We start from the raw sequence: 14,057 nt of genomic DNA, 5'->3' as shown, positions 1-14,057 counted from the left end.
TTATCAAAAAAGATTGGGAATGAGATGACAGAAATATTTTCTAAGATTAATCAAGCGCAAACAACCGCAGAACTAGAGGAAATCCGTGTTTTGGTAATGGGCAAAAAGGGAAGTTTAACTGCGCGATTTGCTACACTGAAGTCTTGCAAGGAATCTGAAAAAAAGGCATTGGCGAAAGAATTGAATTCAATCAAAATAGAGTTTGAAAAGGCTTTAGCAGACAAAAAAGAACAACTTACATTAAAAGAGCTTGAAGCAAAACTCAATGCAGAAAAAATTGATGTTTCGCTCTTTTCCCCAAGCTCTCAAAAAGGCGCAAATCACCCCGTTATGCTAATGTTAGATAGAATCGTGGAATATTTTGTGGGAATGAATTTTTCGCTAAATGTTGGACCTTTGGTAGAGGACGATTTTCATAATTTTGAGGCTCTTAATTTGCCTAAATATCACCCTGCGCGCAATATGCAAGATACTTTTTATTTCAAAGATGGCAAGTTGCTTCGCACGCACACATCGCCCGTGCAGGTGCGAACGATGGAATCCCAAAAGCCACCGATTCGTATGATTTGTCCCGGAAGTGTTTTTAGGTGCGATTATGATTTGACGCATACACCGATGTTTCATCAAGTAGAGGGTTTGGTTGTAGAGGAGGGGAGAGATTCGGTGAGCTTTGCGAATCTCAAATTTGTTTTGGAGGATTTTTTGAAATATATGTTTGGAGATGTGAAAGTGCGATTCCGTTCAAGTTTCTTTCCTTTTACAGAGCCAAGTGCGGAAGTGGATATGAGTTGCATTTTTTGCAAGGGTTCGGGGTGTCGTGTATGTTCCCATACGGGTTGGTTAGAAGTGTTGGGTTGTGGGGTAGTAGATAATAATGTTTTTAAGGCAGTAGGTTATGAAAATGTCAGTGGATATGCCTTTGGTTTAGGTGTGGAAAGGTTTGCAATGCTGATGTTTGGAGTGCCAGATTTAAGAGCATTTTTTGAAAGTGATTTAAGAATTTTGGAGCAGTTTAAATGATTTTTACACGCAGTATTTTAAGTCAAGTTTTACCAATAGAAGAAATTTCAGGCGAGGAGATTTGCAAAGTCTTAAACAAAATAGGGTTAGAAGTAGAATCGTTTCAAAAAAATATTGCACCAAAAAAGGTTGTTGTTGGTAAAATTCTTGAATGTCAAAAACACCCAGACGCGACAAAACTCAATGTTTGTCAAGTTGCGATTGGAGGAGAAGAGGGGGCGTATGAGACGCGTCAAATCGTTTGTGGCGCACCCAATGCAAGAGCAGATATTTATGTAGCAGTCGCGTTAGAGGGAGCAGAATTACCACAAGTCAAGATTCAAAAAGCTATTCTTAGAGGGGTAGAAAGTTGCGGTATGTTATGTTCTACGACAGAACTTGGATTCCCAAAAGTAAATGACGGAATCGTAGAGCTAGACACAAGTATTGGAGAATTGATTATTGGTAAGGAATTAAGAGAATATCCTTATTTCAATGAAGAAGTTTATGAGATTTCTATCACGCCTAATCGTGGCGATTGTATGAGTTTGCTCGGTATTGCTAGAGACTTGAGTGCAGCATTTAAACTTGAGTGCAAAGCCTTGTGTCCTATGCCAAAAATATCAGAGAATGTTCCCGGAATCGGACGCGTGTTGCAAGTGATTGCAAGCGATAAACATAGAACCTCTTTACTTTTTAAAGTGATTGAGGCAAAACCTTTTTTACTTCCTTTGGGAGCAGTTTTGTTCTTGGCTTATAATGACGTATTAACAGAGGATTGGTTAGGCAATGCTTTGCGCTTTAGTATGCTTTTTAGCGGTGTGCTTTTGAATGCTTATCCGCAAGATTTGCGCCAACTGACGAGTAAAAACGGCAAAGTAGTGTTGAATCTCAAGCAAGACGAACAAGGTTTTGAAAGCATTTATCAAGAGGATAGAAAACTTTCTGTCATTGGGATTAATGGATATACAGAAAACCTTTCGCGTAAAGTTAATCTAAATGAGGAGGGACGAGAATTTATTATCTTAGAGGCAAGTTATATTCCTCCAGAGGTGATTGCGCAAAAAGCAATGGAATCCAAACCAAAAGTAGATGAGAGGATTTTTACTTTTTCTTCGCGCGGAAGTAATACGGATTTGAATCTTGGTTTGTCGGTGCTTTCCAATTTATTATTGAATGGCGACGCTGTGCTTTATAATGATACACAAGAGGTTTTGGAAGTCCAATCTAAAACGCCTATTACGGTAGAGATTCCATTGTTGTCGCGTGTCATTGGCGTGGAATTAGATAAATTACAAGTTGTAAATATTTTAAGAGCCTTAGAGTTTAAGGTGGAAATTTCAAGTAATGAGAATTTGATTGTTGCAACCCCACCAGTTTTTCGTCACGATGTTGTAGGATTCCAAGATATTGCAGAGGAGATTATTCGTTTCTATGGGATTGATAATATCCCAAGCCAGCCTCTAAGTTTCATTCAACAAGAGCAGACAAACGACGCTTTGAGGTTTTATCGTTTCCGACGCAATCTTTCTAAAAAGGCGGTGAGTGTAGGGTTTAACGAAGTGGTGCATTTTGTATTTGAAAATAAAGAAAAATTGCAAGCTTATGGTTTTTCTGTGTTGGAAAATCAATTAGAGTTAATAAACCCTATCACGCAGGATTTAAATACATTGCGTAGCACTCTATTGCTAGGGCTTTTGCGTGCAGCAGAACAGAATCGTAACAATGGGTTTGGAGCAATCAGTTTAAGCGAAGTGGGCGTGGTATATGATAAATGGCGCAATCAGAGCGATAAAATGGCATTTTTACAAAGCGGATTTTTAAGCGAAGAACGTTATCCAAACGCAAAGGGCATTAAGGGCGATTATTTTGAGTTTTGTGATAGAATCGCACGCGTGATTGGAGAGTTTAGTTTGGAATCGTTTAAGAGTGAGATAGGTTTATTCCATTCGGGACAATGCGCAAGGATTCTGCAAAATGGTAAGGAGATTGGAATTCTAGCGACCTTGCACCCTCAAGTTGCCTTAGATTTAGGATTGGATTCTACTTATTTGTGCGAAATTTCTTTAGAATCCTTAAAAGATACTTTGCCACAAGTCAAAATGTATTCTAAATTCCAAAAAACACAACGCGATTTAAGTGTGGTATTGGACAAAGAGATTCCATATTTTAAGCTAAGAATGGCGATTGATAAGCTTAAGATTCCTCATCTTGTTGGATTTTATCCTTTGGATATTTACCAAGATGACAAGCTAGGAGACAAATTGAGTTTAACGATTCGTTTTGAATTGCAATCAGAGATGAAAACCTTAGAGGAAAAAGACATTACCGAAGCGATTTATCAAATCTTAGAAATGCTTAAGACAGAATTCAATGTGGAGTTGCGATGAAATTAGAAGTTTATCCAGCAAGAGAATTTACGCTGCAAACCGATAAAATTGCAGGGGATAAATCTATCTCACATCGTTGTGCTATGTTTGCGCTTTTGAGTGATAAGCCGAGTTTTGTGCGCAATTATTTGGAGGGCGAAGACACATTAGATACTTTAGAAATTGCGAAAAAGTTAGGCTTGAAAGTTCAAAAAGAGCGGGGAGGAATCCGCTTGATTCCACCTGCAAAGATTGTGGAGCCAGATACGATTCTGTATTGTGGCAATGCAGGCACAGCGATTCGGCTTTATTTAGGGCTTCTTTGCGCACAAAAAGGAATCTTTGTTTTAAGTGGAGATGAATATTTAAATAGGCGTCCAATGAAGCGCGTAACCGAGCCTTTACGAAGTATAGGAGCTCAAATTATTGGAAGGGAGAATGGAAATTTTGCTCCTTTGGTTGTAGTAGGCAATGAAAAGTTAAAAAGCTTTGATTATACAAGCAAGATTCCAAGTGCGCAAGTCAAATCCGCAATGATTTTAAGCGCGCTTTTCGCGCAAGGAGATTGTGTTTATCGTGAGCCAGAGCTTAGCCGCGACCATAGCGAGAAAATTTTGCAAGGAATGGGCGCGTCCATAGAATCTAAAAGCTTAGAAAATGGAATGATAGAAATCAAGATTCAGCCATTAACACACAAGTTGAATCCCTTAGAAATAGAGATTCCAGCAGACCCTTCAAGTGCGTTTTTTTTCGCGCTTGGGATTGCGATTATTCCCAAAGCACGCGGAATCTTACACAATGTTTTGTTGAATAAGACGCGCATTGAAGCCTTTAAGGTTTTGGAACAAATGGGAGTAGAGATTCAATATACTTTAACTTCTAAAACTTATGAAAACATTGGGGATATTGAAGTGATTGCGCCGACTACATTAAAGGCGGTGGAATTGAGCCAAAAGATTGCGTGGTTGATTGATGAGATTCCAGCAATCGCTATTGCGATGGCGTGCGCACAAGGTGTCAGTCGTGTAAGAAATGCGAAAGAATTAAGAGTAAAAGAAACAGATAGAATCTCAGCGGTGGTAGAGAATCTTAAGGCTTGTGGGATTGATGCAAGAGAGTTAGAAGATGGATTTGAAATTGTTGGGGGAACATTGCAAAAGGCGTGTGTGAAAAGCTTTGGAGACCATAGAATCGCGATGAGCTTTGCAATCGCGGGACTTGTCTGCGGAATGGAGATTGAAAATGCAGAATATATTAATGTTTCTTTTCCTAATTTCTTAGAGATTTTAGAATCTATCACAACGATTAAAAGATATTAAATGCGTGTCAAATTGGCTAAAAATTACGGATTTTGCTTTGGTGTGCGGCGCGCAATTAAACTTGCAGAAAGTAAGTCAAATGGTATTACGCTTGGTCCATTGATTCACAATGCAAAGGAGATTAATCGTCTCAAAGAAGATTTTAATGTTGTTGTGAATGAAAATATTGAGGAGATTCCACAAAATGCTGAAGTAATTATCCGCACACACGGAATCCCAAAGCAAGATTTGCAAAGATTAAAAGAAAAAACTTCCAAAATCACGGACGCGACTTGCCCTTTTGTAACTAAGCCACAAGCAATTTGTGAGAAAATGAGTGCGCAGGGTTATCAGATTGTTATTTTTGGTGATATAAAACACCCTGAAGTAAAAGGCGTAATGAGTTATTGTGAAAATAATCCTTTGGTGGTGGAAAATTTAGAAGCGTTAAAAGCACTAAAACTTACGGAAAAAGTAGCACTTATTTCACAAACGACAAAAAATATTGAATTATTTTTGGAAATCGCTAATTATTTGATTCGGAATTGTTCGGAATGCAGAGTGTTTAATACAATTTGTAATGCAACATTTGACAATCAAGATTCTGCGCGTAATCTCGCAAAAGAAGTAGATGTAATGGTGATTGTCGGTGGAAAAAATTCGTCTAACACGAAGCAGCTTTATAATATTTCCAAAGAGCATTGCCAAGATTGTTATTTGATTGAGGATTTTTCGGAATTAAATGCACAATGGTTTAAGGATAAAAAATTGTGTGGTGTGAGTGCGGGAGCTTCTACACCAAATTGGATTATTGATAAAGTTGTAAAAACAATTGAAAATTATTAATTTTATACTTTTAAAAGGCAAATTTTAATAAAATTGAAAGATTTTATTTTTTAAAAAGGGCGCAGATGGCTGTTGGAATTAACACACACGAGTTGGAAAAGATAGTGATTGACGAAAATGAAGATTTTGCTTCAATGTTTGAACAATTTGAAAAAAAAGAGAGTGAAAGCGTTTCACAAGGTGAGATTGTAGCAATCAAAGATAATCAAGTGATTATTGCGGTTTGCGGAGAGAAGAAAGAGGGAGTCATTTCAATAGACGAAATTAAAGATGCAAAGGGTGAGCTACTCTTCAAAGAGGGAGATTTTTTGCCGATTGTGATTGTAGGCAAACGCAATGAACAGCCTATTGTCTCCCATAAAAAAGCAATTCGCAGAGAAAAAATGCGTCAATACATTAAAGACTTAGGTGAAGACTATAAGGATAAAGTGGTAGAAGGTGTTGTAATCAAGAGAAATAAGGGTGGATACGTTGTAGAGAATAATGGGATTGAGTTTTTTATGCCTAAATTTGCAGCTGCTTTTAAAGAGGGCAGTAAGATTGAGGGCAAAAAGATTAAAGCTTGTATTATTAATATAAAACCCGAAGAAGATAGTATTGTAATTTCACGCAAACGTTTGTTTGAGATTGAAAACACTGTTAAGAAAGATGTAATTGATAATCTTTTGAAACAAGATGGGATTTTGCAGGGCAAAGTTAAGAAGATTACAAGTTTTGGAATGTTTGTAGATATTGATGGCGTAGAGGGTTTGGTGCATTATACAGAAATTAGCTACAAAGGTCCTGTGAATCCTTCAAAACTCTATAAAGAGGAAGATATTGTTCCCGTGAAAGTTTTAAGCTACGACAAGGATAAAAGACGTTTAGCTTTGTCTATCAAGGCAACGACAGACGACCCTTGGAAAGAGATTGAGAATGAATTAGAAGTGGGCGATGCGATTAAAGTAACGGTAAGCAATATTGAACCCTATGGTGTTTTTGTGGATTTAGGCAATGATATTGAGGGATTCTTGCATATTTCTGAAATTTCCTGGAATAAAAACATTCAAAATCCTGAAGAATTTTTAAAAGCGGGACAAGAAATTGATGTAGAAGTGATTGAAATTGATACAAAAGATAGACGCTTAAGAGTTTCTTTGAAAAAACTTTTGGACAAGCCTTTTGAGCAATTTGCTAAGAAGCATAAAGAGGGGGAAATCCTTAAAGGAGTTGTCGCAACTTTAACAGATTTTGGAGCATTTATTAAGTTGGATAGTATTGATGGTTTATTGCACAATGAGGACGCTTATTGGAATAAAAATGAAAAATGCAAAGATTTAATGAGAGTTGGCGAAACCATTGAAGTAAAAATCGCAAAAATTGATAGAGAAAAAGAACGCATTTCTTTAACGCGCAAAGGCTTAATTGCCTCACCAGTAGAAGAGTTTGCAAAAAAATATTCTATGGATGATGCGGTAGTAGGGTCCGTGAGAGATATTAAGGATTTTGGCGTCTTTATTAAGATTGATGATGAAATGGACGCACTCATTCGCAATGAAGATTTGTTCCCGCTTAAAAAAGAAGAAATCAAAGTGGGCGATAAAATCAATGGTGTAGTTTCTTTGATTGACGCAGAAAATAATAGAATCCGCGTTTCTGTGCGCAGATTAGAGAGACAAAAAGAAAAAGCAAATCTTAAAAATTTTAATAGTAACACAAACGATAAAATGACACTAGGGGATATTATAAAAGACCAAATCCAATAGTCTTAGAATGGAAATAATATGCAAGTAAGAGTTTTGATTGGAATTTTTTCTTTCTTAACTTGTATATTATTGTTTGTTTTGATTCGTAATTACATTGATGCAATGAATGTCTATTCTTTGCCAAAAGTTAATCCTTATGAGCTTGCGCAATTTGATGATAATAAGACGAAACCACTTGAAATGCCAGATTGGCTTGATAGATTATCGGGACAAGATGAACGTGAGTTTATTTATCCAGCTTCAGAGTTGCAGGTTAAATTACTTTTTGCAGATGAGCTTAAACAAAGTTCTAAAGAAATTTTTAGAGTTTCTGTGGGAGTTATTAACGATTATCAATTTTTTTGTATCAATCAAGTCTTAGGAGCATACAATATAGAATATTCTTATTATAAAATTGGTGAGAGTATTTCTCTTGTGGTTGCAACAGAAGATGAAAATTATCTCCGTAGTGTTTTGGAAAAACTAAGACATTACGAAATTAATTATACTTTATCTAAATCTTAAAATGGAGAGTTTTAATGGCAAAATATACGATTGTTGTGTGTGATCATATTCATCAAAGTGGTTTGGATTTGTTGTCAAAAGACATAGAAGTAGAAATGTTGAATTTGGCGAGTTTGCCTAAAGAGGAATTAAAAAAAGAGTTGTATAGAGCAGATGTGGCAATTACTAGGAGTTCAACAGATGTGGATATGAACTTTTTGGAATCTGCAACAAAATTGCGTGCGGTTGTGCGTGCAGGAGTGGGGGTAGATAATGTAGATATTGAAAATTCTAGCAAAAAAGGTGTAGTAGTAATGAATGTTCCAACTGCAAATACCATTGCTGCAGTAGAGCTGACTTGCGCTCATATTTTAAATACGATTCGTAGGTTTCCTGAAGCCAATGCACAACTAAAAGTGGAGCGTAAATGGAAGCGAGAAGATTGGTATGGAACAGAATTGAAAGATAAAAAACTCGGAATCATTGGTTTTGGGAATATTGGTAGTAGGGTAGGCAAACGTATGAAAGCTTTTGAAATGGAAGTGATTGCTTATGACCCTTATATTAATCCAACCAAAGCCACAGATTTGGGTATTGGATACACAAGAAACTTTGATGAGATTCTAAGCTGTGATATTATCACGATTCATACGCCAAAAAACAAAGAAACCATTAATATTATTAATAAAGAGCAAATTACCAAAATGAAAGATGGTGTGATTTTGATTAACTGCGCACGTGGAGGTTTGTATAACGAAGAAGCACTTTATGAGGCATTAGAATCGGGCAAAATTAGGTTTGCAGGGATTGATGTTTTTGCCAAAGAACCGGGGAATTCAAATAAATTATTAGATTTAAAAAATATTTATGTAACGCCGCATATTGGTGCAAATACTTTAGAATCTCAAGAAAAAATTGCTATCCAAGCAGCGGAAGCTGCTCTTGAGGCTGCACGCGGTTCAAGTTTCCCCAATGCACTGAATTTGCCCATCAAAGAAAATGAATTACCAAGCTTTATGAAAGCCTATTTAGAGCTTGTGCAAAAAATGGCATTTTTTGCGATTCAAATCAATAAAGATGAAGTGCGTTCCATTACTTTAGAAGCGGAGGGAGAGATTAGAGATTATCTTGCTTCGCTTTCCACCTTTGCATTAGTTGGAATCCTTAATGCAACGATTGGCGATAAAGTCAATTATGTCAATGCACCTTATGTTGCTAAAGAAAGAGGCATTGAAGTGAAACTAGAAGGAAAAGAATCGCAAAGTGCCTATAAAAATCAAATTAAGCTGACTTTACTTACTCAAAATGGTGAATTTAGTGTCAGCGGAGCCGTCTTTAACGAATCTACGCCAAAAATTGTCAATATTAATAATTTTGCATTAGATATTGAACCAAAGGGAAAGATGATTTTATTTAGAAATGATGATACTCCCGGTGTTATTGGATTTGTTGGCACGACTTTGGCAAAACATAATATCAATATTGCCGATTTTCGTTTGGGACGTTACAAAAAAGAAGCATTGGCTTTGATTGTGGTAGATGATGTTGTTTCTCAAGAAGTATTGAATGAGCTTGCGAGCTTAGAAGCATGTATTTCTATCAAATATGCAATCTTGTAATCTTTAGGAATCTTTAAGGATTCCTTCTCCTGCATTCGTTTTAGTAAAATACTCTAATAAATCCTGCTTTATAAAAATTAAAGAAAAATGTTACTTTTTTGCTTAAATTTAAGAACTTAATTCTTTCAAAACAAATTATTTAATTATTCTTAAAATAAAATTTGAATAAACTAATCAAGTTAAATTAAATTTTTGGAGGAATGTATGTGGCAACAAATAACTGATCCGCTAGGGAATATATTTTTAAGTGCGGCGGTGGCTTTTATTCCAATTTTATGTTTTTTGTTATGTTTGCTAACTTTTAAACTTAAAGGTTATCAAGCGGGATTTATTACCGTGATTGTTGCAAGTGCAGTGGCTTTTTTTGTCTATGGAATGCCTTTTTCTTTGATTGGTGCGTCCTTTGTGCAAGGTTTTGCGCAAGGAATGTGGCCTATCGCGTGGATTATTATCGCCGCCATTTTTCTCTATAAGCTTTCAGTGAAATCTGGTTCTTTTGAAGTGATTAAACAAAGCGTGATGAGCATTACGCCCGATCATAGAATCCAAGTTATTTTGATTGGTTTTTGCTTTGGTTCTTTTCTTGAAGGTGCGATTGGGTTTGGGGGACCTGTTGCAATTACTGCCGCGCTTTTAGTTGGGCTTGGATTGAAGCCTCTTTATGCCGCAGGACTTTGTTTGATTGCAAATACCGCTCCCGTTGCATTTGGTGCAGTTGGGATTCCAATTATTGCAATGTGCAATCTTGTAGGTGTTGATCAACACGCTGTTTCTGCTATGGTTGGGCGAATGCTTGTCCCGTTAAGTCTCACTGTGCCATTTTTTATCGTTTTTTTGATGGACGGATTCAAAGGAGTAAAAGAGACTTTCCCCGCAATTTTCGTTGCAGCGGTTTCTTTTACTGGAACGCAATTCTTGAGTTCAAACTTTCTAGGTGCAGAGTTGCCTGATATTGTATCTGCTATTGTTTCTTTAGCTTGCACTACTTTATTTTTGAAAGTTTGGAAGCCTAGCAATATCTTTAGATTAGATAATGAGACAAATTTTTCAAATAATACCCAATTGGAGTTGGGTGTTGTCGTGAAAGCTTGGATGCCCTTTATTTTGTTGATTATTTGTATTGTAATTTGGACACAACCTTGGTTTAAGGCATTATTTGCTAAAGGAGCAATTTTTGATTATACGCAAGTAACGATTGCATTTAATAATATTCAAGGTGGAATCTTAGATGAAAATGGCAAAGCAATTTCTTTAAGTTTGCCTATTAATTTTGTGGCACTCCAAGCAGGGACTGCAATTTTATTGGCAGCATTTTTAACCATTTGGACATTAAAAATCAAAGCAAGTGATGTGGGGGAATGCTTTTGGGATACTTTGAAAGAAATGGCGATTCCTTGCATTACAATTGGACTTGTGGTTGCCTTTGCCTTTATTGCTAAAAATTCGGCAATGAGTGCAACACTTGGTTTGGCGTTTGCACAAACCGGCGATGCCTTTGCTTTCTTTAGTCCTGTGATTGGTTGGATTGGCGTTTTCCTAACCGGAAGTGATACGAGTGCAAACCTTCTTTTTGGTCCTCTTCAACAAGTAACAGCCGGAGAATTAGGTGTAGGAGAGGCATTATTTTTGGCAGCAAACTCCGTAGGCGGTGTTGTAGGTAAAATGATTTCTCCTCAATCCATTGCCATTGCTTGCGCGGCAGTAGGTTTAGTCGGCAAAGAATCTGAATTGTTTAAATTCACATTGAAATATTCTATTGGCTTTATTTTGTTGATTGGAATTTGGACATTTATTATCGCATTTTTCTTAAATGGTATCATTCCAGAAATAGTGCCGCTCGTAAAATAAGGTAAAAACAATGAGAAAAGTATATTTTTTTGCAACTTGTTTAGGCGCAGCTGCAATGCAAGAAGTTGTGCTAAGTGCAATCAAGCTCCTTCGTCGTGAAGGAGTAGAGGTAATCTTTAAAAAGAATCAAACTTGTTGTGCGCAACCTTCTTTTAATTCCGGATATTTTAAGGAAAGCAAAGAGGTTGCACTTTATAATATCCAGCAATTTAAGGAAGATTATCCTATCGTCGTGCCAAGTGGCTCTTGTGCAGGAATGATGAGCCACGATTATTTGGAGCTATTCAAGGGAGATTCTAATTTTGACTTGGTGAAGCGGTTTAGCCAACGCGTGATAGAGCTAAGCCAATATTTAGATGAAGTTTTAAATGTGGATTATCAAGATAAAGGAGAGAATGTTAAGGTAACTTGGCATTCAAATTGTCATGCTTTAAGGATTCAACAAAGTGTGGAAGCAAGTAAAAATCTACTAAAGCGGCTCAAGAATGTAGAACTAATCCCTTTGGAGTTTGAAGAGGAATGTTGTGGATTTGGTGGAACATTTTCTGTCAAGGAGCCTGAAATTTCCAATGCTATGGCAATGCAAAAAATCAAAGACATAGAAGCAACAGGCGCAAAATATGTTGTAAGTGGAGATGGAGGTTGTCTTTTAAATATTCAAGGCACAATGAGCAAGCTAGGAATAAATACCAAAGGTATTCATCTTTATGAATTTTTATTGAAACGATTAGAGGGGGTGAGCTTATGAGTGTAGAACATAGAATCGCACACGAGGAAATAGTACATACGAAGTTAAACGATTCTCAAATGAGAGAAAATTTGAATGTTGCTATGCACACACTACAAAGAAATCGTCTAAAAATCATTGAGGATAAATTTGAAAATTGGCAAGGATTGCGAGACAAAGCAATGCAAGCAAAAAATAATGCCTTGATGAGCTTAGAAGAAAGATTGTTGGAGTTTGAAAAAAATGCTATCAAAAATGGCATACAAGTGCATTGGGCTTCAAGTAGTGAGGACGCTTGCGAAATTATTTATGAATTAATGAAAGAAAAAAATATTCGCAAGATTCTTAAGGGCAAATCTATGGCGAGTGAGGAAATCGGTTTAAACCATTTCTTGGAGAAAAAGGGAATTAGTGCCATTGAAACAGATTTGGGGGAGCTTATTTTGCAACTTAATGGCGAAACTCCCGTGCATATTGTTGTGCCAGCAATTCACCGCAATCGCTATGAAGTAGGTAAGATTTTTGAGGAAAAGTTGGGTGCTAGTTTGGAATCCGAGCCTGAAAAACTCAATGCAATTGCGAGAAAACACTTAAGAGATGAGTTTGAAGGCTTGCAAATGGGTTTAAGCGGTGTAAATTTTGCAATGTCTAAAGAGGGTGCATTTTGGCTGATTGAAAATGAGGGAAATGGGAGAATGTGCACCACAGCTCCAGAAATTCACGTAGCAATTTGTGGGATTGAAAAGGTAATGGAAACCTTTGAAGACGCAGCAACAATGGTGCATTTGCTTACTCCCTCCGCAACAGGACAATTTATACCAACTTATAATAACATCATCACTTCCCCAAGAAAAAATGGCGATTTAGATGGACCAAAAGAAGTGCATATTGTCTTGTTTGATCATCATAGAAGTGATATGCTCTCACATTCCGATTATTATGAGGCATTGCGTTGTATTCGTTGTGGAGCGTGTATGAATTTCTGTCCTGTTTATGATAAGATTGGAGGACATACCTATCAAACGATTTATCCCGGACCTATTGGAGAAGTAATTAGCCCGAATCTTTTCGGGATTGATTTAACAGGAGATATTTTGAGCTTTTGCTCACTCTGTGGAAGATGTAGTGAAGTTTGCCCTGTAAAAATTCCGCTTGCGGATTTGATTAGAAAGTTAAGGGCAAATAAAGTAGGAGAAGGAAAAAACCCTCCTTTGGGTGCAAGTATGTTGAAGCTTAACAAATGTGAATCTTTGAGTATGCAAGGTTTTGCTAAAGTTGCAACCAATGGCACATTGTGGAGATTATCACTTGGCAATGCACATTATTTCAATGGTGCTTTGCATCGTTTTAAAGATTCTTTACCTGTGATTAAAAAATGGAGCGCATTCAAGGAATTGCCACAAATCAAAGGTAATCTTTATCAACAGATTCAAAAGTTGCAAGGGGTGCATTATGACTAATAGGATTGAGAGTATTTCACAAAGAAGCAAAAAACAGATTCTAGAGAGATTAAAGAGAGCTCATAAAGTGCCAGAATTTGAACGCAAGCCTAGTATCGACCCTGTGGTGCATATACAAAGAAGCGGAGAAATGCTAGAGGAAATGAAACGCAAAATGACGGACAATAAATATATTGTAGAGGAATGCGATAGTAATAATTTGGAAAATAAAATCAATGAAATTGTCAAAAGTTATGGCTATCAAAAAATGATTTATTCTGAAAATTTGGGCTTGGATTTAAATAAAATTGAAGCGACACAGAAAATATGCTTCAATCAAGAAATTGAGAATCTAAGGGAAGATGTGTTTCATAGTGATTTTTCTGTCATTCGTGCGAGAGTGGGTGTGAGCTCGCATGGCGTCGCTCTCGTGCATTCTTCCAAAACTCAACCGAGAATGCTCTCTCTAGCACCGACACTTTGTATTATGTTGTTAAAAAAGGAAAATATTGTAGGAAGTTTGGCGGAGGCTTTGAATCTTGTAAAAGCTGAAAACGCAGTTTTGCCTAGCAATATTTTATTTATTGCCGGTCCCTCACGCACTGCTGATATTGAACTCATCACAGTTTTTGGCGTGCATGGCTCACAAAAAGTGCATATTATTTTATATTAAAGTTTGGGATT

General features: G+C 36.8%; 11 protein-coding genes. All 11 read left to right on the top strand.

Annotated features, from left to right (window positions below; all coding sequences use genetic code 11):
* Positions 1–24 precede the first annotated feature (24 nt).
* The 11 genes from pheS (at position 25) to CQA43_RS01410 (ending at position 14,046) form a co-directional block, all read left to right on the top strand.
* Complete coding sequence (gene pheS, locus CQA43_RS01460; protein ID WP_115550832.1) at positions 25–1,020, top strand: phenylalanine--tRNA ligase subunit alpha; 996 nt, start codon at positions 25–27, stop codon at positions 1,018–1,020.
* Entirely contained in the window at positions 1,017–3,389 is a 2,373-nt protein-coding gene (gene pheT / locus CQA43_RS01455; protein ID WP_115550831.1) for a phenylalanine--tRNA ligase subunit beta, read from the top strand. The genes pheS and pheT overlap by 4 nt, the downstream gene beginning before the upstream one ends.
* On the top strand, positions 3,386–4,687 hold the full coding sequence (gene aroA, locus CQA43_RS01450) for a 3-phosphoshikimate 1-carboxyvinyltransferase (RefSeq protein ID WP_115550830.1): 1,302 nt from the start codon (positions 3,386–3,388) through the stop codon (positions 4,685–4,687). The genes pheT and aroA overlap by 4 nt, the downstream gene beginning before the upstream one ends.
* Entirely contained in the window at positions 4,688–5,512 is an 825-nt protein-coding gene (locus CQA43_RS01445; RefSeq protein ID WP_115550829.1) for a 4-hydroxy-3-methylbut-2-enyl diphosphate reductase, read from the top strand.
* A 65-nt stretch (positions 5,513–5,577) separates the two neighbouring features.
* The gene (locus tag CQA43_RS01440) at positions 5,578–7,257 is read left to right on the top strand and encodes a 30S ribosomal protein S1 (protein WP_115550828.1); all 1,680 of its coding nucleotides are present in this window, start codon (positions 5,578–5,580) and stop codon (positions 7,255–7,257) included.
* 18 nt (positions 7,258–7,275) lie between these two features.
* Positions 7,276–7,761 (top strand): hypothetical protein, encoded by a 486-nt coding sequence (locus tag CQA43_RS01435; protein WP_115550827.1) that lies wholly within the window; start codon positions 7,276–7,278, stop codon positions 7,759–7,761.
* A 14-nt stretch (positions 7,762–7,775) separates the two neighbouring features.
* Positions 7,776–9,359 carry a phosphoglycerate dehydrogenase gene (gene serA / locus CQA43_RS01430; RefSeq protein ID WP_115550826.1) on the top strand — a complete coding sequence of 528 codons (1,584 nt, stop codon included), beginning with the start codon at positions 7,776–7,778 and terminating at the stop codon, positions 9,357–9,359.
* Positions 9,360–9,563: 204 nt separating this feature from the next.
* Positions 9,564–11,207: an L-lactate permease gene (locus CQA43_RS01425; protein WP_300806437.1), complete on the top strand. Its 1,644-nt coding sequence runs from the start codon at positions 9,564–9,566 to the stop codon at positions 11,205–11,207.
* A 10-nt stretch (positions 11,208–11,217) separates the two neighbouring features.
* Positions 11,218–11,955, top strand: a complete 738-nt coding sequence (locus CQA43_RS01420) for a (Fe-S)-binding protein (protein ID WP_115550824.1) — start codon at positions 11,218–11,220, stop codon at positions 11,953–11,955.
* Positions 11,952–13,394, top strand: coding sequence for a LutB/LldF family L-lactate oxidation iron-sulfur protein (locus tag CQA43_RS01415; RefSeq protein WP_115550823.1), 1,443 nt, complete (start codon positions 11,952–11,954; stop codon positions 13,392–13,394). Before CQA43_RS01420 ends, CQA43_RS01415 begins: the two co-directional genes overlap by 4 nt.
* Complete coding sequence (locus tag CQA43_RS01410) at positions 13,387–14,046, top strand: LutC/YkgG family protein (RefSeq protein ID WP_115550822.1); 660 nt, start codon at positions 13,387–13,389, stop codon at positions 14,044–14,046. Before CQA43_RS01415 ends, CQA43_RS01410 begins: the two co-directional genes overlap by 8 nt.
* Positions 14,047–14,057 lie beyond the last annotated feature (11 nt).

Source organism: Helicobacter ganmani, from assembly GCF_003364315.1.
In the GTDB taxonomy this organism is placed as follows: domain Bacteria; phylum Campylobacterota; class Campylobacteria; order Campylobacterales; family Helicobacteraceae; genus Helicobacter_D; species Helicobacter_D ganmani.
The sequence above is the reverse complement of the archived record's forward strand: the minus strand, read 5'-3'. Positions and strand labels throughout refer to the sequence as shown.

What these genes read in the sequence shown, in the direction of transcription:
- pheS (WP_115550832.1), top strand. Translation starts at nt 25, where the DNA reads ATGACAGAAATATTTTCTAAGATTAATCAAGCGCAAACAACCGCAGAA.
- pheT (WP_115550831.1), top strand. Translation starts at nt 1,017, where the DNA reads ATGATTTTTACACGCAGTATTTTAAGTCAAGTTTTACCAATAGAAGAA.
- aroA (WP_115550830.1), top strand. Translation starts at nt 3,386, where the DNA reads ATGAAATTAGAAGTTTATCCAGCAAGAGAATTTACGCTGCAAACCGAT.
- CQA43_RS01445 (WP_115550829.1), top strand. Translation starts at nt 4,688, where the DNA reads ATGCGTGTCAAATTGGCTAAAAATTACGGATTTTGCTTTGGTGTGCGG.
- CQA43_RS01440 (WP_115550828.1), top strand. Translation starts at nt 5,578, where the DNA reads ATGGCTGTTGGAATTAACACACACGAGTTGGAAAAGATAGTGATTGAC.
- CQA43_RS01435 (WP_115550827.1), top strand. Translation starts at nt 7,276, where the DNA reads ATGCAAGTAAGAGTTTTGATTGGAATTTTTTCTTTCTTAACTTGTATA.
- serA (WP_115550826.1), top strand. Translation starts at nt 7,776, where the DNA reads ATGGCAAAATATACGATTGTTGTGTGTGATCATATTCATCAAAGTGGT.
- CQA43_RS01425 (WP_300806437.1), top strand. Translation starts at nt 9,564, where the DNA reads ATGTGGCAACAAATAACTGATCCGCTAGGGAATATATTTTTAAGTGCG.
- CQA43_RS01420 (WP_115550824.1), top strand. Translation starts at nt 11,218, where the DNA reads ATGAGAAAAGTATATTTTTTTGCAACTTGTTTAGGCGCAGCTGCAATG.
- CQA43_RS01415 (WP_115550823.1), top strand. Translation starts at nt 11,952, where the DNA reads ATGAGTGTAGAACATAGAATCGCACACGAGGAAATAGTACATACGAAG.
- CQA43_RS01410 (WP_115550822.1), top strand. Translation starts at nt 13,387, where the DNA reads ATGACTAATAGGATTGAGAGTATTTCACAAAGAAGCAAAAAACAGATT.